At 67.9% G+C, this 18,235-nt stretch carries 15 protein-coding genes; 12 read left to right on the top strand and 3 right to left on the bottom strand.

Annotated elements, in window-relative coordinates; all coding sequences use genetic code 11:
* The first annotated feature begins 83 nt into the window (after positions 1 to 83).
* From DIE03_RS26495 to DIE03_RS26480, 4 genes are all read left to right on the top strand, one after another.
* Positions 84 to 1,175, top strand: coding sequence for a hypothetical protein (locus tag DIE03_RS26495; RefSeq protein WP_124455264.1), 1,092 nt, complete (start codon positions 84 to 86; stop codon positions 1,173 to 1,175).
* 287 nt (positions 1,176 to 1,462) lie between these two features.
* Positions 1,463 to 2,605, top strand: a complete 1,143-nt coding sequence (locus tag DIE03_RS26490; protein ID WP_124455263.1) for an MGDG synthase family glycosyltransferase — start codon at positions 1,463 to 1,465, stop codon at positions 2,603 to 2,605.
* Positions 2,602 to 3,096: a hypothetical protein gene (locus DIE03_RS26485; protein ID WP_124455262.1), complete on the top strand. Its 495-nt coding sequence runs from the start codon at positions 2,602 to 2,604 to the stop codon at positions 3,094 to 3,096. The genes DIE03_RS26490 and DIE03_RS26485 overlap by 4 nt, the downstream gene beginning before the upstream one ends.
* 13 nt (positions 3,097 to 3,109) lie before the next feature.
* A complete protein-coding gene (locus DIE03_RS26480; protein ID WP_124455261.1) occupies positions 3,110 to 3,694 on the top strand; it encodes a dual specificity protein phosphatase family protein in 585 nt (194 codons plus the stop codon).
* An 87-nt stretch (positions 3,695 to 3,781) separates the two neighbouring features.
* Here DIE03_RS26480 and betA read toward each other — a convergent pair whose 3' ends face one another.
* Genes betA through betI form a run of 3 tightly spaced genes read right to left on the bottom strand, consistent with a single transcriptional unit; the run spans position 3,782 to position 7,594 of the window.
* Positions 3,782 to 5,482: a choline dehydrogenase gene (gene betA, locus DIE03_RS26475; protein ID WP_124455260.1), complete on the bottom strand. Its 1,701-nt coding sequence runs from the start codon at positions 5,480 to 5,482 to the stop codon at positions 3,782 to 3,784.
* A 25-nt stretch (positions 5,483 to 5,507) separates the two neighbouring features.
* Positions 5,508 to 6,977: a betaine-aldehyde dehydrogenase gene (betB, locus tag DIE03_RS26470; RefSeq protein WP_124455259.1), complete on the bottom strand. Its 1,470-nt coding sequence runs from the start codon at positions 6,975 to 6,977 to the stop codon at positions 5,508 to 5,510.
* 32 nt (positions 6,978 to 7,009) lie between these two features.
* Positions 7,010 to 7,594 carry a transcriptional regulator BetI gene (gene betI / locus DIE03_RS26465; protein ID WP_124455258.1) on the bottom strand — a complete coding sequence of 195 codons (585 nt, stop codon included), beginning with the start codon at positions 7,592 to 7,594 and terminating at the stop codon, positions 7,010 to 7,012.
* Positions 7,595 to 8,314: 720 nt separating this feature from the next.
* On the opposite strand from betI, the gene DIE03_RS26460 reads away from it, so the two are divergent.
* The 8 genes from DIE03_RS26460 (at position 8,315) to fdhA (ending at position 18,206) form a co-directional block, all read left to right on the top strand.
* Positions 8,315 to 9,211, top strand: a complete 897-nt coding sequence (locus tag DIE03_RS26460) for an alpha/beta fold hydrolase (protein WP_124455257.1) — start codon at positions 8,315 to 8,317, stop codon at positions 9,209 to 9,211.
* A gap of 67 nt (positions 9,212 to 9,278) precedes the next feature.
* Entirely contained in the window at positions 9,279 to 9,848 is a 570-nt protein-coding gene (locus DIE03_RS26455; RefSeq protein ID WP_011547084.1) for an isoprenylcysteine carboxylmethyltransferase family protein, read from the top strand.
* A 17-nt stretch (positions 9,849 to 9,865) separates the two neighbouring features.
* A complete protein-coding gene (locus DIE03_RS26450; protein WP_124455256.1) occupies positions 9,866 to 11,149 on the top strand; it encodes a glycosyltransferase in 1,284 nt (427 codons plus the stop codon).
* Entirely contained in the window at positions 11,146 to 12,741 is a 1,596-nt protein-coding gene (locus tag DIE03_RS26445) for a DHA2 family efflux MFS transporter permease subunit (RefSeq protein WP_124455255.1), read from the top strand. The genes DIE03_RS26450 and DIE03_RS26445 overlap by 4 nt, the downstream gene beginning before the upstream one ends.
* Positions 12,742 to 12,751: 10 nt before the next feature.
* Entirely contained in the window at positions 12,752 to 13,690 is a 939-nt protein-coding gene (locus DIE03_RS26440) for a glycosyltransferase family 2 protein (RefSeq protein WP_124455254.1), read from the top strand.
* A gap of 2 nt (positions 13,691 to 13,692) precedes the next feature.
* Positions 13,693 to 15,570, top strand: coding sequence for an efflux transporter outer membrane subunit (locus DIE03_RS26435; RefSeq protein WP_124455253.1), 1,878 nt, complete (start codon positions 13,693 to 13,695; stop codon positions 15,568 to 15,570).
* A complete protein-coding gene (locus DIE03_RS26430) occupies positions 15,570 to 16,760 on the top strand; it encodes an efflux RND transporter periplasmic adaptor subunit (protein WP_124455252.1) in 1,191 nt (396 codons plus the stop codon). Before DIE03_RS26435 ends, DIE03_RS26430 begins: the two co-directional genes overlap by 1 nt.
* 249 nt (positions 16,761 to 17,009) lie before the next feature.
* On the top strand, positions 17,010 to 18,206 hold the full coding sequence (gene fdhA, locus DIE03_RS26425) for a formaldehyde dehydrogenase, glutathione-independent (RefSeq protein ID WP_059239222.1): 1,197 nt from the start codon (positions 17,010 to 17,012) through the stop codon (positions 18,204 to 18,206).
* Positions 18,207 to 18,235 lie beyond the last annotated feature (29 nt).

The following is an 18,235-nucleotide window of genomic DNA, read 5'->3' as shown; positions in this document are numbered from 1 at the left end:
GCAGGGATGGCGCGGCGTGCCGCGCCATTCGATTCGATTGATACAAAACTATTCCAATTGGCCAGAACTATCCCGGAAGACCCATGCTTACCGATCCAGCAAAGTATGGAGATGCCCGCGGCGCGACGCCTGACCGGCTGCGCACGGCCGCGTGGCTGCAGTACCTGATCGAACGACTCGACGCCGCCGCTTGCGCGGCGCAGGCGGGTGACGCCGGCGGCACGACCGTCATCGCGTCGCACGCGATACGCATGCGGGCCGGCGCGACCCTGTCCCGGGAAGCGACAGCGATGCTTTCACGGCTCGCGCCGTGGATCGCATCGGACGGCGGCATCTGCGCATGCGACCTGAGCAACCCGCTCGGTGCGTGCTCGCATGCGCCTTCGATGCAGCAACTCGCCGAAGCCGAACGCAGCTGTCCCGGTTCGCGTGCCGTGTTCGACACCGCGTACGGCGTGATCGATGCATGCGCATTCGACGACCCCGATGTCGGCTGGGCCGCGCTCGAGAGGATTGCCGGCGGCATCAAATGCAACGGGGGCGATGACGGCGAAGGTACCGAACATGAAACGGGCGCGCAGGGCGAGGCGCCGCCTACGAAGAACCCGGGAGACAGGCTGGCCGTCGTCGCGGCGGCGAGTGGAGAAACGTCGGGCATGCCGGGTGCCGTCATCGACGCGCTCGTGCTGCGCGTGTGCGGGCCGCGCGACGATGCATCGCGCATCGACGAGATGGCGGCGCTCGCGACGTTCTCGGCCGTGCTCGCCGCCGGCGACGGGACCTCTGTTGCCGCGTATGGCGATCAGCACAACCTCGTTGCGCGGGCGATTCGCACGAATCGTGCCGATCTCTCGACGGTGGACGGGCTGCTCGCGGCGTTGTCCGTGTGCCGGCTCGATCAGCTCGTCGGCGCGGGCAGCTTCTGGGCCTACTACCTGCTGGCGGGCATCGTGATCGCGGCACCCGACGCCGTGCGGGAAGTCGGTCGCCGCTTTCATGGCGACGAGTGGCAGGGCTGGCTCGATCACGTGCTCGCGTGGCCGGCGGTCAGCCGCTTCGGGCAGCGGGAGGACGTCGCGTTCGAACGTCTGCGCGGCGCAATGAGCCTGACGTCGCGATGGAATCCGATCGTTCGCGGGAAGCGGACGCGAAAGCGGGGTGTGGCAACGCCCTGATTCGGGGAACACGTGGGGCACGGCCGGCTGGTGCGTCGCCCTGGCCGCGCGGCACGCCGTCCACGCCATCTATCCTTCCTGATCGCCTGATCGACGACCGATCCGGGCACCGCCGACCGAACGCAGTATGATTCCGCAGACGATGCCGGCGGTCGCGTCGATATAGCCGCCCGCCCGCACCGTCGAAGATCTGCCAAGCTTGTTGTAAGCCGGACGCAAACAGCCGCCGCGTGAGAGCGCCGCCGCGAACCCGCATCCGGACCACCTTCATCGAAACGGTCAGTCAGATGTCAAAGCAAAACAAGAAAATCCTGCTCCTGAGCGTCAGCGCCGGCGCCGGGCATACCCGCGCGGCCGAGGCGATTCGCGCATTTGCCGATCACCATCCGGCCGGCGTCGAAGCCACGCACCTGGACGTGATGGACTTCGTGTCCACCGGCTTCCGCAAGCTGTACACGGATCTCTACATCAAGCTCGTCAGCAGCCAGCCGGCACTGTGGGGCTATCTGTACCAGAAGACCGACGAAGCCGATCCGGCCGCGGCATCGCAGAAGATCCGCCGCGCGATCGAGCGGCTCAACTGCCGCCAGCTGCTCGCGGAGATCGAGCGGCAGCGCCCGGACGCGATCATCTGCACGCACTTCCTGCCGGCCGAGCTGTTGTCGCGCGAGATCCGCAAGGCGCGCATCGACACGCCTGTGTGGGTGCAGGTCACCGATTTCGACCTGCACAGCATGTGGGTCGTGCCGCACATGCGCGGCTACTTCGCGGCCAACGACGAGATCGCGTGGCGCATGCATGCACGCGGCATGGCGCCGGAAACGGTGCACGTGAGCGGCATCCCGATCATGCCGGCGTTCGGCCAGCCGCTCGATCGTGCGGCCTGCGCGGCGGAGTTCGGCCTCGATCCCGCGCGCCGGACGTTCCTGATGATGTCCGGCGGCGCGGGCCTCGGCGGGCTCGACGTGCTGGCCGCGCGGCTGCTCGAGATGGATGCCGACTTCCAGCTGATCGCGCTGGCCGGCAAGAACCAGGCGATGCTCGCGTCGCTGCAGGCGCTCGCCGCGCGGCATTCGGGCCGGCTCTTTCCGCAGGGCTTCACGCAGCAGGTCGAACGCCTGATGGCCTGTGCCGACCTCGTGATCACGAAGCCGGGCGGCCTGACGACGTCCGAATGCCTCGCGATGCAGTTGCCGATGATCGTCAATTCGCCGATTCCGGGCCAGGAAGAGCGCAACGCGGATTTCCTGCTCGAGCAGGGTGTCGCGCTGAAGGCCATCGACGACGATGCGCTCGTCTACCGGATCCGCGCGCTGCTGCAGGCGCCGGAGCGCCTCGACGACATGCGCCGCCGTCTCGCGCCGCTCGGGCGGCCGCTGGCCGGCCGATTCGTGCTCGACCGCGTGCTGGGCCTGGAGCCTGCCGCATGAGCGTTGCGCGTTTCATCCCGACGCGCCATACGCTGTTCGTCGTCGCGTGGGTCATGCTGCTCGCGTACTTCTTCGCGAACGTCGAGATCCAGATCGAGGGCAGCGCAGGCTGGGCCGCGAACCTGCCGACCTGGCGCATCGAGCATCACTGGCTGCTCGACATCTTCTGGGGCGGGCGGCCGATGACCGGCTACCACGCATGGGTGTTCCCGTTCGTCGCGCTGTTCTTCCATCTGCCGCCGATCTTCAACGGGCGGTGGTCGTGGCGCATCGAGGCGCGGATCATCGCGTGCATCATGGTGTTCTGGCTGACCGAGGATTTCCTGTGGTTCGTGCTGAATCCGGCCTACGGCCTGGCCCGCTTCAACCCGGCCAGCGTGCCGTGGCATGTCCACTGGCTGGGCGTGGCGCCGACCGACTACTGGACCATGAGCGCGGCCGCGATCGTGCTGTTCATCGTTTCCCGCGAGCGCAAGCGCGCATTTTACTGAACCCCGACCCGACATGAAAATCGCCGTCATTGCCGCACTCGCCGTCGCGCTCGCCGGGCTCGTGCAGCCAGCCCACGCGGACCCGGCCTCCGAGGTGTCCGCCCGGCCGATCAAGTGGGCGCAGAGCGTGGTCGATGCGCACGTGAACAACCTGCATCGCATCACGCCGACGCTGTACCGCAGCGCGCAGCTGTCGCGCGCGGACGTGCCCGAACTGCAGAAGCTCGGTATCCGCAAGGTCATCAGCTTCCGTTCGTTTCATGCGGACGACACCATCCTGGCCGGCACGCAGATCAGGATGCAACGCATCCGCATCAACACATGGGACATCCGCGACCAAGACATGGTCACCGCGCTGAAGGCGCTACGCACGGCCGACCAGGACGGCCCGGTGCTGATCCACTGCCAGCACGGCGCCGATCGCACGGGCCTCGTGTCGGCGCTGTACCGGATGGTGTACCAGGGCTGGACGCGCGAGCAGGCGCTCGACGAGCTGCAGCACGGCGGCTACGGGTTCCATCCGATCTGGCGGAACATCACGAACTACCTGGAAAACGTCGACGTCGAGCGTTTGAAGCGGGAGGTGAACAGCGGCTGACGCATGAAAGCGAAACGCCGCCGACCCTCACGGTCGGCGGCGTTTCGTCAGGACACCATCGAAGAGCGGGCCGTGCGCCCGCCGTCGTCAGACCGTCTCGGGCTGCCGCACGGCCTTCGCGACGTTCCGCGCCATCGCGCCGTTCGCAACGAAGTAAGGCACATCCACACGCGCAAGCGGCTTGCGCCCGCGGATCTTGTCGGCGATCTTCTCGGCGATCATGATCGTCGGCGCGTTCAGGTTGCCGGTCGTGATGATCGGCATGATCGACGCATCGACCACACGCAGCCCCTCGAGCCCGTGCACGCGGCCTTCTTCATCGACCACCGCCATGTCGTCGTAACCCATCTTGCACGAGCACGACGGATGGAACGCGGTTTCCGCGCGGGCGCGCACGAACGCGTCGAGTTCCTTGTCGCTCTTGCAGTCGGCACCCGGGTTCAGCTCGCGGCCGCGATAGCGGTCGAGCGCGGGCTGGCGCATGATCTCGCGCGTCGCGCGGATCGCATCGCGGAACTCGCGCCAGTCGAGCGCTTCGGCCATGTAGTTGAACAGGATGCTCGGATGGTCGTTCGGGTCGCGCGAGCGCAGCTTCACGCGGCCGCGGCTCGGCGAGCGCATCGAGCCGACGTGCGCCTGGAAGCCGTGCATCTCGATCGCGTTCGAGCCGTTGTAGTTGATCGCCACCGGCAGGAAGTGATACTGGATGTTCGGCCAGGGATCGTCGTCACGCGTGCGGATGAAGCCGCCCGCTTCGAAGTGGTTGCTCGCGCCGAGGCCCGTGCCGTTCAGCATCCATTCGAGGCCGATCTTCGGCTGGTTCCACCACTTGAGCGCCGGGTACAGCGAGACGGGCTCCTTGCACTCGTACTGGATGTACATCTCCAGATGGTCCTGCAGGTTCTGGCCGACGCCGGGCAGGTCGAGCACGACGGGAATGTCGAGTGCCTTGAGCCATGCGCCGGGGCCGACGCCCGAGCGTTGCAGCAGCTGCGGCGACGCGATCGCGCCGCTGCACACGAGCACTTCGCGGCGCGCATGCGCGGTCGCGCGCTCGCTGCCGCGCAGGTACGTGACGCCCGACGCGCGCTTGCCGTCGAACAGGACGCGGTCCGCGAGCGCGTGCGTGACGATCTCGAGGTTCGGCCGCGCCCTTGCCTGGTCGAGGTAGCCGCGCGCGGTGCTCGCGCGGCGGCCCTTCGGCGTGACGGTGCGGTCCATCGGCCCGAAGCCTTCCTGCTGGTAACCGTTCAGGTCGTCGGTGCGCGGATAGCCGGCCTGCACGCCCGCGTCGACCATCGCCTCGAACAGCGGATTCACGCCCGGCTTGCTGGTCGTGACGGACACGGGGCCGTTGCCGCCGTGATAGTCGTTCGGGCCGACGTCGCGCGTCTCGGCTTTCTTGAAGTACGGCAGGCAGTCGAGGTACGTCCAGTTCTCGAGGCCCTTGTGCGTCGACCAGTTGTCGTAGTCGAGCGCGTTGCCGCGGATGTAGCACATCCCGTTGATCAGCGACGACCCGCCGAGCCCCTTGCCGCGGCCGCATTCCATCCGGCGGTTGTCCATGTGCGGCTCGGGGTCGGTCTCGTACGCCCAGTTGTAGCGGCGGCCCTGCAGCGGGTAGGCCAGCGCCGCCGGCATCTGCGTGCGGAAGTCGAAGCGGTAGTCGGGACCACCGGCTTCGAGCAGCAGCACCGTGACGTCCGGATCTTCCGTCAGGCGCGTTGCGAGCACGTTGCCCGCGGAGCCTGCGCCGCAGATGATGTAGTCGTATTCGCGTGTCGTCATGACGGTGAATCTCCTTTCGTGATCCTCAAAATACCGGGTTGTAGCGGCCGAGCTCGACCTGCACCGACTTGATTCGAGTGTAGTGCTCGAGCGTCGTGATGCCGTTCTCGCGTCCGACACCGGATTGCTTGTATCCGCCAACCGGCATCTCGGCCGGCGATTCGCCCCACGTGTTGATCCAGCAGATGCCGGCTTCGAGGCGGTGGATCGTGCGGTGCGCGCGCGACAGGTTCTCGGTCACGACGCCGGCCGCAAGGCCGTAGTGCGTGTCGTTCGCGCGGGCGATCACTTCGTCTTCCGATTCGAAATCGAGGATGCTCATCACCGGCCCGAAGATTTCCTCGCGGACGATCTTCATGTCGTCGCGGCAATCGCCGAACACGGTCGGCGCGACGTACTGGCCGCTGCCGAAGTGGCCGTCGGTCAGGCGCGTGCCGCCCGCGAGCAGCTTCGCGCCTTCGGCCTTGCCGCTTTCGATGAAGCCGAGCACCTTGTCGAGTTGCGCGGCCGACACGAGCGGGCCGAAGTTGGTGGCGGCATCGGTCGGCTTGCCGACGCGGATGCGCTTCACGCGTTCGAGCACCTTTTGCGTGAATGCGTCCTTGACGGAGCGGTGTACGAACACGCGCGTGCCGTTCGTGCAGACCTGGCCCGAGCTGAAGAAGTTGGCGGTGACCGCGATGTCGGCCGCGCGGTCGAGGTCGGCGTCGTCGAACACGATCAGCGGCGACTTGCCGCCGAGTTCCATCGTCACTTCCTTCAGCGACGACGCGCCGGCCAGCGACATCACCTTCTTGCCGGTCTCGACGCCGCCCGTGAACGACACCTTCGCGATGTCCGGGTGGCCCGTCAGCAGCGCGCCGACCGAGCCGTCGCCCTGCACGACGTTGAACACGCCGGCCGGCACGCCGGCTTCCGTATAGATTTCCGCGAGCTTCAGCGCGGTCAGCGGCGTGACTTCGCTCGGCTTGAACACCATCGCGTTGCCGGCCGCGAGCGCGGGCGCCGTCTTCCAGCAGGCGATCTGGATCGGGTAGTTCCACGCGCCGATGCCCGCGCACACGCCGAGCGGCTCGCGGCGCGTATAGACGAACGACTCGGCGCGCAGCGGCACCTGCAGCCCTTCGATCGCGGTCGCGAGGCCCGCGTAGTACTCGATCACGTCCGCGCCGGTGACGATGTCGACCGCGAGCGTCTCGCCGATCGGCTTGCCGGTGTCGCGCGTTTCGAGTGCGGCGAGCTCGTCGTTGCGCTCGCGCAGCAGGTCGACCGCGCGGCGCAGGATGCGCGAGCGCTGCATCGCGGTCATCGCGGCCCATTCGCGCTGGCCTTCCTGGGCGGACGCGACCGCGCGGTCGACGTCGGCCGCGCTAGCCTGCTGCACCTGCGCGAGCAGTTCGCCGGTGGCGGGATCGAAGGTGTCGAAAGTCTTGCCGCTCGTGGCGTCGACGTAACCGCCGCCGATGTAGAGGCGCTGCAAACCGAATACGGACATGAGGATCTCCTTGAGGGCGACTGCGTGACGCGTCAGGCGGACGCGAGCAGCAGGTCGATGTAATCGTGGGCGAGCTTCAATGCAGCCCGGGTGTCGATCGGGCCGCCGGCGAGTGCGCCGCGCAGCCACAGGCCGTCGATCAGCGCGGCGAGTCCGCTGGCGGCTTCGCGTGCTTTCGTGCGCGGCAACGCCTTCGCGAATTCGGCGCACAGGTTCGAATGGAGGCGCCGCGTGTTGACGTGCTGCAGGCGCTTGAGCATCGGGTCGTGCATGCCCTGCGACCAGAACGCGAGCCACGTCTTCATCACGGGTGCGCTGACCTGCGTGTCGTCGAAGTTCGCGGCGACGACCGCGCGCAGCCGCGAACGCGGATCCTTGCGCGCGGCCGTGCGGCGGCGCGTGGTGGCCGACCACAGGTCGCGCAGCACGTGCCGCATCGTGGCTTCGAGCAGGCCGTCCTTGTCGCCGAAGTAGTGGCTGACGATGCCCGTCGAGATGTTCGCGCGCTGCGCGACCGATGCGAGCGTCGTGCCGGGCAGGCCTGCTTCGTCGATCGAGCGCAGCGTGGCATCGATCAATTGTGCGCGGCGAATCTCCCGCATTCCGACTTTCGGCATCGCGACTCCCTTCGCCCGGACGGGCCGTCCATGGAAGTCGAGAGCTTAGCGGTTTTTTATTGATCGTTCAATCAATAAAAAAGCGGGTCGAACAGGATGCCGCGTTCTAAACGGGGGAGGATTCCTCCCGTCCGGAGCCATGTGCAGGTGCGGAAAAACGATTGAAAGAAGGTTAATTAAGTTTGAATCTGTTTAAAACGATTCGTGAAGATGTGACGCAATGCGGAGGACCATTTCCGCGCTCGGTTTCATTACAAACAGAGAGACTGTCGAGTTCTGCAAAATTATTCACGATATGAAATCGTAAAATCGGATTGTGAAGGTGTTCAATTTTCTAGAAACCGTTTCAATCAGGCGATTTAAACTAGGTAACATATTGAATATTAATGATAATTCGTGTTTTATGAACGCTGGAGCGGATTGCTCGCAAACGATTGCGATCCTCTCTTTTGAGATTCCTCCTACCATAGAAATCGATAAATAAATTTGAATTCGACGTATTTCCGGACCGAGTAGAAGGATTTTTGGAATGACTTGAGTAAGTAATATCGACCGTATTAGTATGGCGCCGCACCATGAGGAATGAATGGGCACCGCCGGCATTTTCCGCGGTGCGTCGGCAATGGGCGCGATGACGAACCGCGCACGAGGCCGTCACCTGTCATTGCGCACCTGCAGCATGCCGCGACGTCGAGACGCCGCATTCACCGGAGAACGACGATGCCGACCGAAAAACACGTGGTCCCGCTACCGAATGGTCTGAAGGTCTACGTCGAACGGAACGTGTTCGACCCGGCGTTCGACACCGCGATGCTCGTCAACGGCGCGCTCGCGACGACGGCGTCGTTCGGGCAGACCGTCCAGTACCTCGGCGAGCGGATGAACACGATCTGCTTCGACCTGCCGTATGCGGGCCAGTCACGCCAGCACAACCCGGGCTGCTACATCCTGACCAAGGACGACGAGGCCGCGATCCTGCAGTACCTGGTCGAGCATTTCGCGCCGGCGTTTCTCGTGTCGGTGTCGTGGGGCGGCGTCGCATCGCTGTTCGCGCTCGCGCGCGGCTGCCCGAGCGTGCGGCGCGCGGCGATCTGCTCGTTCTCGCCGTTCCTGAACGACGCGATGGTCGACTACGTGACGCGTGCCCGCGACCACATCGCGGCCGGCGAGAACCTGAAGGCCGCGCAGCTGCTGAACGACACCGTCGGCCGCTACCTGCCGCGCATCATGAAGCTGTACAACTACCGCTATCTCACGCGCCTGCCGCGCGACGAGCAGGACCAGGTCGCGTTCCACGTCGACCAGATCCTGTCGCTTCAGCCGGAGCGCTACTTCAGCGAGTTCTCGAACATCGGCTGCGAGCTGCTGTTCCTGAACGGCGAGCGCGACGAATACACGACGCCGGCCGACGTGCGCCAGCTCGGCGCACACGTGCCGCGCGCGCGGTTCGCGACGGTGCCGGATGCCGGCCATTTCCTCGACATCGAAGGCCGCGCGCAGCGCGAATACACGCGCGCCGCGCTACTCGACTTCTTCTGCGGCGAGGCGCCCGTCGCGGCCGGCATGGCGCGTGCAGCCGCGCATGCGTGCGTGCCGATGCACGCGCTGTCGTCGTGACGCCCACCGTCGTGCCGCGGGTCCATCCCGCGCATCCCGATTCCCATCCCAACGAGGCAGGCCAGCCGTGAATATCGTTCAGACCATCGCCATCGTCGTTCCGTGGGCCGCATGGCTCGCCTACTGGATCGCCACGTCGCAGGGCGTGAAGACGACCGTGCGCAAGGAAGCATCGCGCTCGCGCACGCTGCAGTCGATTCCGCTGATCGTCGGCGGCGCACTGATCATCCTGCCCGATCCGTCGTGGCAGGCGCTCGTGCCCGACTGGCAGCGCTTCGGGCTGCAGGCGCAGTGCGGGCTCGCGGTGCTGGTGGCCGGACTGTTGTTCTCGGTCTGGGCGCGGCTGCATCTCGGCACGAACTGGAGCGTGTCGGTCACGCTGAAGGAAGACCACGAACTTGTCCGCACGGGGCCGTATGCGCTCGTGCGTCACCCGATCTATACGGGCTGCCTGATTGCGCTCGTCGGCGCCGCGCTGATCGGCGGCGAATGGCGCGGCGCGATCGGCGTGCTGCTCGTGTTCGCGTCGCTCGCGTACAAGGTGCGCGTCGAGGAAAGCTGGCTGACCGGGTATTTCGGGCCGGCGTACGCGCAGTACCGCCGCGAAGTGGCGGCGCTGATTCCCGGCTTCTACTGATTCCCGCGAGGCGCGCGATGGCGAAGATGATCGTGACCGCGATCGGCTCGGCGGGCGACGTGCATCCGTTGCTCGGCGTTGCGCGCACGCTCGCGGCGCGCGGTCACGACGTCGTGTTCTGCACGCACGCGCCGTTCGAGGCGGCCGTGCGCCGCTGCGGGTTCGCGTTCGTGCCGGTCGGTACCGCGGCCGAATACGACGCCGCGATGGAGAACCCGGCGCTGTGGGATCCGCGCACGTCGTTCCGCACGCTGTGGCAGGTGATCGCCCCGACGCTGCGCGCCCACTACGACACGCTGCACGCGCTGACCGATGCCGACACGGTGCTCGTCGGCACGCTGTGGGCGTTCTCTGCGCGCTTCATGCAGGAGCGGCACGGCACGCCGTACGTGTCGGTGCAGGTGTCGCCGTCGACGCTGCTGTCCGCGCATGCGCCGCCCACGCACCCGCGCCTGACGATTCCCGCGCGCTGGCCGCTGCCGGTGAAATCGGCGCTGATGACGCTGATCGAGCGGCAGGTGCTCGATCGCGTGTGCGGCCCGGCGCTCAACGCGGTGCGCCGCGATCTCGGGCTCGCGCCCGCGCGGCGCGTGCTCGGCCGCTGGCTGCATTCGACCGATGGCGTGCTGTGCCTGTTTCCCGGCTGGTTCGCGCCGCCTCAGCCCGACTGGCCGTCGAACCATCTGCAAAGCGGCTTTCCGCTGTTCAACGATATTGAGACACCTGACGATGATGTGGCACTCGATGCGTTTCTCGCGGCCGGTGAGCCCCCGGTCGTGTTCACGGCCGGTTCGACACGCGTCGATCACGCGGCATACGCGCGCGCGGTGGCGCACGCGCTGCGCGCGACCGGCGCGCGCGGGATCCTGCTGACGCCGCACGCTGCGACGCCGGACGATGACCGGCTGCTCGTGCGCCGCTTCGTGCCGATGCGCACCTTGCTGCCGCGTTGCCGCGCGCTCGTGCATCACGGCGGGATCGGCACCGCGGCGCTCGCGTGCGAAGCCGGGATCGTGCAGGTCGTCACGCCGTTCGCGCACGACCAGTTCGACAACGCGCAACGCGTCGTCGCGAACGGCTGCGGCGTGCGCGTCGATGGCCCGGTCGACGGCGCACGGCTCGGCGCGGCGCTCGCACACGTGCTCGACGAACCGGCGTTCGCGGTGCATGCGGAGCGCACGCGCGCGCTGCTCGCGGCCGCGCCGGACGGCTGCGAGGCGGCCGCCGATTTCATCGAACGGTTCGTGCCGGTGCGCGGGCGCGTGGCAGCACGGGCCGATTTCGCGGCGGCCGGCGCATGAGCACCGCATCGCCGCTTCACGACGGGCCCGTCGCGCCGTCCGCATTCGACGTGCCGGCGCCCGCGCCTGCCGCGCAGCCGGTGCGCGGCATCCGGCTCGCGCTGCTGACATTCGCGCTGTCGCTCGCGACCTTCATCGAGGTGCTCGACTCGACCGTGACGAACGTCGCGGTGCCGGCGATCTCCGGCAGCCTCGGCGTATCGAACAGCCAGGGCACGTGGGTGATCAGCTCGTACTCGGTCGCGGCCGCGATCGCGGTGCCGCTGACGGGCTGGCTCGCGCGCCGCGTCGGCGAGCTGCGGCTGTTCGTCGGCGCGGTGCTGCTGTTCACGCTGACATCGCTGCTCTGCGGGCTCGCGCGCGACCTGCACGTGCTGGTGATCTGCCGCGCGCTGCAGGGGCTGTGCTCGGGGCCGATGGTGCCGCTGTCGCAGACGATCCTGCTGCGCGCCTTTCCGCCGGACAAGCGCACGATCGCGCTCGCGCTGTGGGCGATGACGGTGCTGCTTGCGCCGATCTTCGGGCCGGTGGTCGGCGGCTGGATCGTCGACAACTTCTCGTGGCCGTGGATTTTCCTGATCAACTTGCCGATCGGGCTGTTCTCGTTCGCGGTGTGCACCGCGATGCTGCGACCCGACGCGCAGCGCGGCGTGGCCGGCCCGGTCGACGTGCCGGGCATCGTGCTGCTCGTGATCGGCGTCGGCTCGCTGCAGGCGATGCTCGACCTCGGCCACGATCGCGGCTGGTTCGGCTCGCCGCTGATCGTCACGCTCGCGGTGGTCGCGACGCTCGCGATCGTGTCGCTGCTGATCTGGGAGGCGGGCGAGGCGCATCCCGTCGTCGATCTCAGCCTGTTTCGCGACCGCACGTTCTCGTTCTGCGTGCTGATCATCTCGCTCGGGATGATGAGCTTCTCGGTGGTCGGCGTCGTGTTCCCGCTGTGGATGCAGGCCGTGATGGGCTACAACGCGTTTCATGCGGGGCTCGCGACTGCGTCGCTCGGCGTGCTCGCACTCGTGTTCTCGATTCTCGTCGGGATTCATGCGCACCGTTTCGACGCGCGCGTGCTCGCGACGTTCGGTTTCCTCGTGTTCGCGGCCGTGCTCGCGTGGGATGCGCATTTCACGCTGAAGATGACGTTCGCGCAGATCGCCGCACCCGGGCTGATCCAGGGGATCGGGCTGCCGTGCTTCTTCATTCCGCTGACCGCCGCGACGCTGTCGCGGATTCCCGACGACCGGCTCGCCGCCGCATCGAGCCTGTCGAACTTCCTGCGCACGCTGTCCGCCGCGTTCGGCACCGCGATGAGCGTGACGCTGTGGGAAAACCGCGCGACCTATCACTACGACGTCGTGTCGCAATCGGTCACGCACGCATCGGCCAATACGCAGCGTTTCGTGCATGCGCTGAACGCGATGGGCGTGGACGGCGTGCGCGAGCTGTCGACGCTGCACCAGGTCGTGATGCAGCAGGCGTACATGATGGCGACCAACGACATGTTCTGGATGGCGAGCATGACCTGTCTCGCGCTCGCCGCGATGATGTGGCTGACGCGGCCGAAGCGCGGTGCGGCCGCGTCGTTCGGACATTGAGGAGAAGACCATGACGACACTCGGCGCACTCGTGATCCTGTATCACCCGAGCGAAGCGCAGCTCGACGCGCTCCGCGCGTGGCGGCATGCGTGCGACGCGCTGCTCGTGGTCGACAACACGCCGCAACCCGATGCGCGGGCGCGCGAGCTGTGCGACAGGGAAGGCATCGCGCTGCTGCATCACGGCAATCGCGGCGGCGTCGCGGGCGCGTACAACGCGGGGCTCGCGGCACTGTTTCGCGACCGTATCGATGCGGTCGCGCTGTTCGACCAGGATTCGTCGGTGCCGGCCGCGTATTTCCCGGTGATGCGCGACGTCTGCGCGGGGCTCGCGGGGCGCGCGTTCCTGGCCGGTCCGCGCATCTTCGACGAGAACGCGCGCAGCTTCCTGCCCGAACTCGCCACCAACGGCATCGGGCTGCGCCGCTTGCGCATCGAGCCGGGCGCGCCGCTGCAGCGCTGCGCATTCCTGATCTCGTCGGGCTGCGTCGTGTCGCGCGACGCGTTCGACCTGCTCGGCCGCTTCGACGAGACGCTGTTCATCGATCACGTCGACACCGAGTACAGCTTCCGCGCACTGTCGCGAAACGTGCCGCTCTATGTCGTGCCGTCGCTGGTGCTGCAGCACCGGATCGGCGCGAAGCAGCGGCACGCGATCGGCCCTTTCGAAATGACGTCGATGAATCATTCGTGGCAACGGCGCTACTACAGCGCGCGCAACGCGGTGCAGCTCGGGATGCAGTACGGGCTGCGCTTTCCGGTGGCGATCGTGCCGAACCTGCTGACCGTGTGGCAGGTCGTGCAGATCGCGCTCGTCGAGCGCGACAAGCGCGCGAAGCTCGCCGGCATCCTGTTCGGCGTCGCGGACGGCCTGTTCGGCCGGCTCGGCCCGCTCGAGCGCACGCGGCCGCGTCTGGCCGCGCGTGCGCAGCGCGTTCAGCAGGGGTGACGATGCGGCGATCGAGGAAAGCGGCGGGTTCGGCGCGCGGCGTGAAGGGCGGCTCGACGATCGCGGCGGTGGCCGTGCTGTTCGCATTGGGCGGCTGCGTGCCGTCGGGCTTCCTGCCGTCGCTGTCGCTGCGCGCGCCGGCCGACGACGCGCTCGCCCATACGGCCGGCCCCGGCGCGAACGGCGCGTGGCCGGCACCGGACTGGGTGAAGCAGCTGCAGGATCCGCAGCTCGACGACCTGGTAGCCGAGGCGTCGCGGAACAGTCCCGATGTGCAGGTCGCACAGGCGCGGTTGCGGATCGCGCAGGCCCAGCTTCAGCAGTTCGATTCGCTGACCGGGCTGACGGGCACGGCCGGCGCGACGGTCAGCCGCGCGCGGATGCCGAAGCCCGGCGACATCGCCGACGTGACGGCCGGCGGCTATCGCGTGCCGGTGCAGATCTTCGGTGATCCGAACGTTTCGCCGTCGTCGATCTTCGTCGGGCTGAACTACCAGCTGGACCTGTGGGGCAAGAACCGTGCAGCGACGAAGAGCCTGATGTCGCTGCGCGACGCGGCGGGCGTCGAGGCCGAACAGGTGCGGCTGACGCTCGCCGTCGCGATCGTCACCGTGTACTGCCAGCTCGACCAGGCGTATGCGACGCGCGAGCTGTTGCAGCAGAAGCTGAAGATCAGCCAGCGTGTGACGGCCGTGCTGCGCGAGCGCACCGCGCGCGGCCTCGACAACGCGTACGACGCGAGCGACGCATCGATCAAGCGCAGCCGGCTGCTCGAACAGATCGCGCTGAACGACGAGCAGATCAAGCTCGCGCAACTGCAGCTCGGCGTGCTGTCGGGCCGCGGCCCCGAGCGCGGGCTCGCGCTGCAGCGGCCGCGCGTCGGCGCGTTCGCGGGCGGCGCCGTGCCCGCGCGGCTGCCGGCCGACCTGCTCGGCCGCCGGCCCGATATCGTCGCCGCGCGGTTGCGTGTCGAAGCCGCATTCGCGAATGCCGATTCGACGCGCGCGCAGTTCTATCCGGACGTGAACCTCGTCGCGCTCGGCGGCGTGTTCGCGCTCACGCCCGCGTCGCTGTTCTCGCGCGATTCGCTTGCCGGCTCCGTCGGCCCGGCGATCTCGTTGCCGATCTTCGATCGCGGCCGGCTGAAGGCGAAGCTCGGCGCGGATGTCGCGCAGGCCGACGTCGCGATCGGGCTGTACAACAAGACCGTCGACGACGCGCTCGGGCAGGTCGCGCAGCTCGTCACGTCGCTGCAGACGTCTCAGACGCTCGTGACGCAGCAGCAGGACGCGGTCGCGGCCGCGCAGAAGATCGTGCAGATCGCGGCCGACCGTCACCGGCGCGGCGTGCTGATGCAGAAGGATGTCGATGTCGCGGATCTCACGCTGATCGACGAGCGCACGCAGATGATCGCGTTGCTCGGCCGGCAGCGGACGCTGCGCGTGGGGCTGATCGGTGCACTCGGCGGCGGGTTCGATGCAGGCGCAACGGTAGCGCAGGCCCAGACGCCGGCCGTGCATCGCGCGCGCAGCGGGGCGGCGAGGCGCGGGGCGTCGGCTTCGGAGGCTTCCGTGTCGGCGAACCGCGCAGTTGCGGCTGGGCAGTCGACCGATGCGCGTGCGGGGAATGCCGCCATGTCACAGGTCGCAGCCACGGCGAGTGTCGCACCCGCACCCGTACCAGCGCCCGTACCTGCGCTTGCGCGGCGTGACGATGCGGCGCGCCCGTCGACGGCCGGTGCGATCGCCTCCGGCGCGGCATCCCGCGACACGCCCGTTCTCGCACGTACGGCAGCGGCGATTGCGGCGCCGGCCGCGGTGGTCACCCAGCCGATCCCCCTGTTCCAGCACGATCGACTGATCGTTACGCAAAGCGACTGATGCACCACGACAACCTTCATGCCGCCGCGCCGCCGGCCGCCCATACCGACCCGGCACTCGACGCGCGCCGCGCGACGCGCCGCAGGCGCTTCACCGTGTTCTTCGCGATCGTGCTGCTGGCCGCGATCGCGTGGATCGCATACTGGCTGCTGAGCGACCGCTACTACGAAGATACCGACGACGCGTACGTCGCGGGCAGCATCGTGCAGGTCGCCGCGCAGATCCCCGGTGCGGTGACTGACGTGCTGGTGGCCGATACGCAGGCCGTGCGCGCCGGGCAGACGCTCGTGAAGCTCGACGATACCGAGGCGTCCGTCGCGTTCGCGCAGGCGAAGGCACAGCTCGCGCAGGCCGTGCGGCAGGTCGCGAACGCCAGGATCTCGAACACGATGTATGTCGAGGCCGTGAATGCGCGGCGTGCCGACCTGTCGCTCGCGCAGCGCGCACTTGCCGCGCGCTCCGGCGCGTCGGTCGAGATCGTCGCGCCGGAGGAACTGGCGCGAGCGCGTGCGGCGGTGGCCGGCGCGCAGGCGAACCTCGCGGCCGCGCAGGCCCAGCTCGACGCAGCGCGCGCACTCGGCAGCAAGCTGCCCGTCGACGAGAGCCCGGCTGTCGTGCAGGCAGCCGCGCAGTTCAAGCTCGCATACCGGAACCTGAAGCGCACCACGATCGTCGCGCCCGTCGACGGTACGATCGGGCAGCGCTCGGTGCAGGTCGGCCAGCAGGTCGGGCCCGGTGTCCCGCTGATGTCGGTCGTGCAGCTCAACCAGCTGTGGATCGAGGCGAATTTCAAGGAAGGGCAGATTCGTCACATGCGTATCGGGCAGCCGGTCGAGGTCGTGTCGGATCTCTATGGTTCGCGCGTGGCCTATCGCGGCCGCGTGCAGGGCTTCTCGGCCGGCACGGGTAGCGCGTTCTCGATGCTGCCGTCGCAGAACGCGGCCGGCAACTGGATCAAGGTCGTGCAGCGCGTGCCGGTCGTGATCGCGCTCGATTCGCGCGATCTCGCCGCGCATCCGCTGCGCGTCGGGCTGTCGATGCGCGCGACGGTCGACACGCACGACCGCAACGGCCACGCGCTCGACAGCGAGCCGCCGACGCCGGCCGTCAGCACGCGCATGCACGACGGCGTCGCGAGCGACGCGGAAACGGCCGCTGCCGCGATCGTTCGCGAGAATCAGGGCGGGTAACGCCCGTCGGAGAAGGCGAGGGCCGGCCGCGAGGGGCAGTCCGCCCCAAGCGCGTCCTGTCCGGACTTCCCCGTCGCTTCCCGCCCGACTTTCGTATTTCCGCCATCGATGTCGGCGCCGATCAAACGCATGTCGCGTTTGAGACATCGGCGCCCCTGCCTCCGGGACTACTCTCGAACAGCGCGTTGCGCGTGCGCCGCATGGGCCGGCGCGCCGCGGCGCCATCCAACGAGACATGGAGACAATACGATGAGCAGCAATCGAGGTGTCGTCTATCTTGGGCCGGGCCAGGTCGAAGTCCAGAAAATCGATTATCCGAAGATGGTCGACCCGAGCGGCCGCGCGATCGGCCACGGCGTGATCCTGAAAGTGGTCAGCACGAACATCTGCGGCTCCGACCAGCACATGGTGCGCGGCCGCACGACCGCACCGGTCGGGCTCGTGCTCGGTCACGAGATCACCGGCGAAGTGGTCGAGGTGGGCCGCGACGTCGAGACGCTGAAGATCGGCGATCTCGTGTCGGTGCCGTTCAACGTCGCCTGCGGCCGCTGCGCGATGTGCAAGGACACGCATACGGGCGTGTGCCTGAACGTGAACCCGTCGCGTGCCGGCGGCGCATACGGCTACGTCGACATGGGCGGCTGGATCGGCGGCCAGGCCGAATACGTGCTCGTGCCGTACGCCGATTTCAACCTGCTGAAATTCCCCGATCGCGACCAGGCGATGTCGAAGATCCGCGACCTGACCTGCCTGTCCGACATTCTGCCGACCGGTTATCACGGCGCGGTGAGCGCGGGCGTGAAGCCGGGCTCGACGGTCTACATCGCGGGCGCGGGCCCGGTCGGCATGGCGGCCGCCGCATCGGCGCGCCTGCTCGGCGCGGCGGTCACGATCGTCGGCGACATGAACGCGGAACGCCTCGCGCATGCGCGGGCGATGGGCTTCGAGACGGTCGACCTGTCGAAGGACGCATCGCTCGGCGAGCAGATCGAGCAGATTCTCGGCGTGCCCGAGATCGACTGCGCGGTCGACTGCGTCGGCTTCGAGGCGCACGGCCACGGCTCGTCGGGCCATTCGGAGGAAGCGCCCGCGACGGTGCTGAACTCGCTGATGGAAATCACGCGCCCGGCCGGCGCGATCGGCATCCCGGGCCTGTACGTGACGGACGATCCGGGCGCGAAGGACAAGGCCGCGCAGCACGGCAGCCTGAGCATCCGCTTCGGCCTCGGCTGGGCGAAGTCGCACTCGTTCTTCACGGGCCAGACGCCGGTGCTGAAGTACAACCGCAACCTGATGCAGGCGATCCTGTTCGACCGGTTGCCGATCGCGAAGATCGTCAATGTCGAGGTGATCTCGCTCGACCAGGCGCCGGAAGGCTACAAGAAGTTCGACGGCGGTGCGCCGCGCAAATTCGTCATCGACCCGCACGGGTTGCTGGCGGCATGATGCGCCGGCGTTCGTTCGCTACGCGCTGA

Source organism: Burkholderia sp. Bp8992, assembly GCF_003853705.1.
Taxonomy (GTDB): Bacteria; Pseudomonadota; Gammaproteobacteria; order Burkholderiales; family Burkholderiaceae; genus Burkholderia.
Note: the sequence above shows the minus strand (reverse complement) of the source record. Positions and strands in the feature narration are given on the sequence as shown.

What these genes read in the sequence shown, in the direction of transcription:
- DIE03_RS26445 (WP_124455255.1), top strand. Translation starts at nt 11,146, where the DNA reads ATGAGCACCGCATCGCCGCTTCACGACGGGCCCGTCGCGCCGTCCGCA.
- fdhA (WP_059239222.1), top strand. Translation starts at nt 17,010, where the DNA reads ATGAGCAGCAATCGAGGTGTCGTCTATCTTGGGCCGGGCCAGGTCGAA.
- betA (WP_124455260.1), bottom strand. Translation starts at nt 5,482, where the DNA reads ATGACGACACGCGAATACGACTACATCATCTGCGGCGCAGGCTCCGCG.
- DIE03_RS26460 (WP_124455257.1), top strand. Translation starts at nt 8,315, where the DNA reads ATGCCGACCGAAAAACACGTGGTCCCGCTACCGAATGGTCTGAAGGTC.
- betB (WP_124455259.1), bottom strand. Translation starts at nt 6,977, where the DNA reads ATGTCCGTATTCGGTTTGCAGCGCCTCTACATCGGCGGCGGTTACGTC.
- DIE03_RS26490 (WP_124455263.1), top strand. Translation starts at nt 1,463, where the DNA reads ATGTCAAAGCAAAACAAGAAAATCCTGCTCCTGAGCGTCAGCGCCGGC.
- DIE03_RS26485 (WP_124455262.1), top strand. Translation starts at nt 2,602, where the DNA reads ATGAGCGTTGCGCGTTTCATCCCGACGCGCCATACGCTGTTCGTCGTC.
- DIE03_RS26435 (WP_124455253.1), top strand. Translation starts at nt 13,693, where the DNA reads ATGCGGCGATCGAGGAAAGCGGCGGGTTCGGCGCGCGGCGTGAAGGGC.
- DIE03_RS26440 (WP_124455254.1), top strand. Translation starts at nt 12,752, where the DNA reads ATGACGACACTCGGCGCACTCGTGATCCTGTATCACCCGAGCGAAGCG.
- DIE03_RS26450 (WP_124455256.1), top strand. Translation starts at nt 9,866, where the DNA reads ATGGCGAAGATGATCGTGACCGCGATCGGCTCGGCGGGCGACGTGCAT.
- DIE03_RS26430 (WP_124455252.1), top strand. Translation starts at nt 15,570, where the DNA reads ATGCACCACGACAACCTTCATGCCGCCGCGCCGCCGGCCGCCCATACC.
- DIE03_RS26480 (WP_124455261.1), top strand. Translation starts at nt 3,110, where the DNA reads ATGAAAATCGCCGTCATTGCCGCACTCGCCGTCGCGCTCGCCGGGCTC.
- DIE03_RS26495 (WP_124455264.1), top strand. Translation starts at nt 84, where the DNA reads ATGCTTACCGATCCAGCAAAGTATGGAGATGCCCGCGGCGCGACGCCT.
- betI (WP_124455258.1), bottom strand. Translation starts at nt 7,594, where the DNA reads ATGCCGAAAGTCGGAATGCGGGAGATTCGCCGCGCACAATTGATCGAT.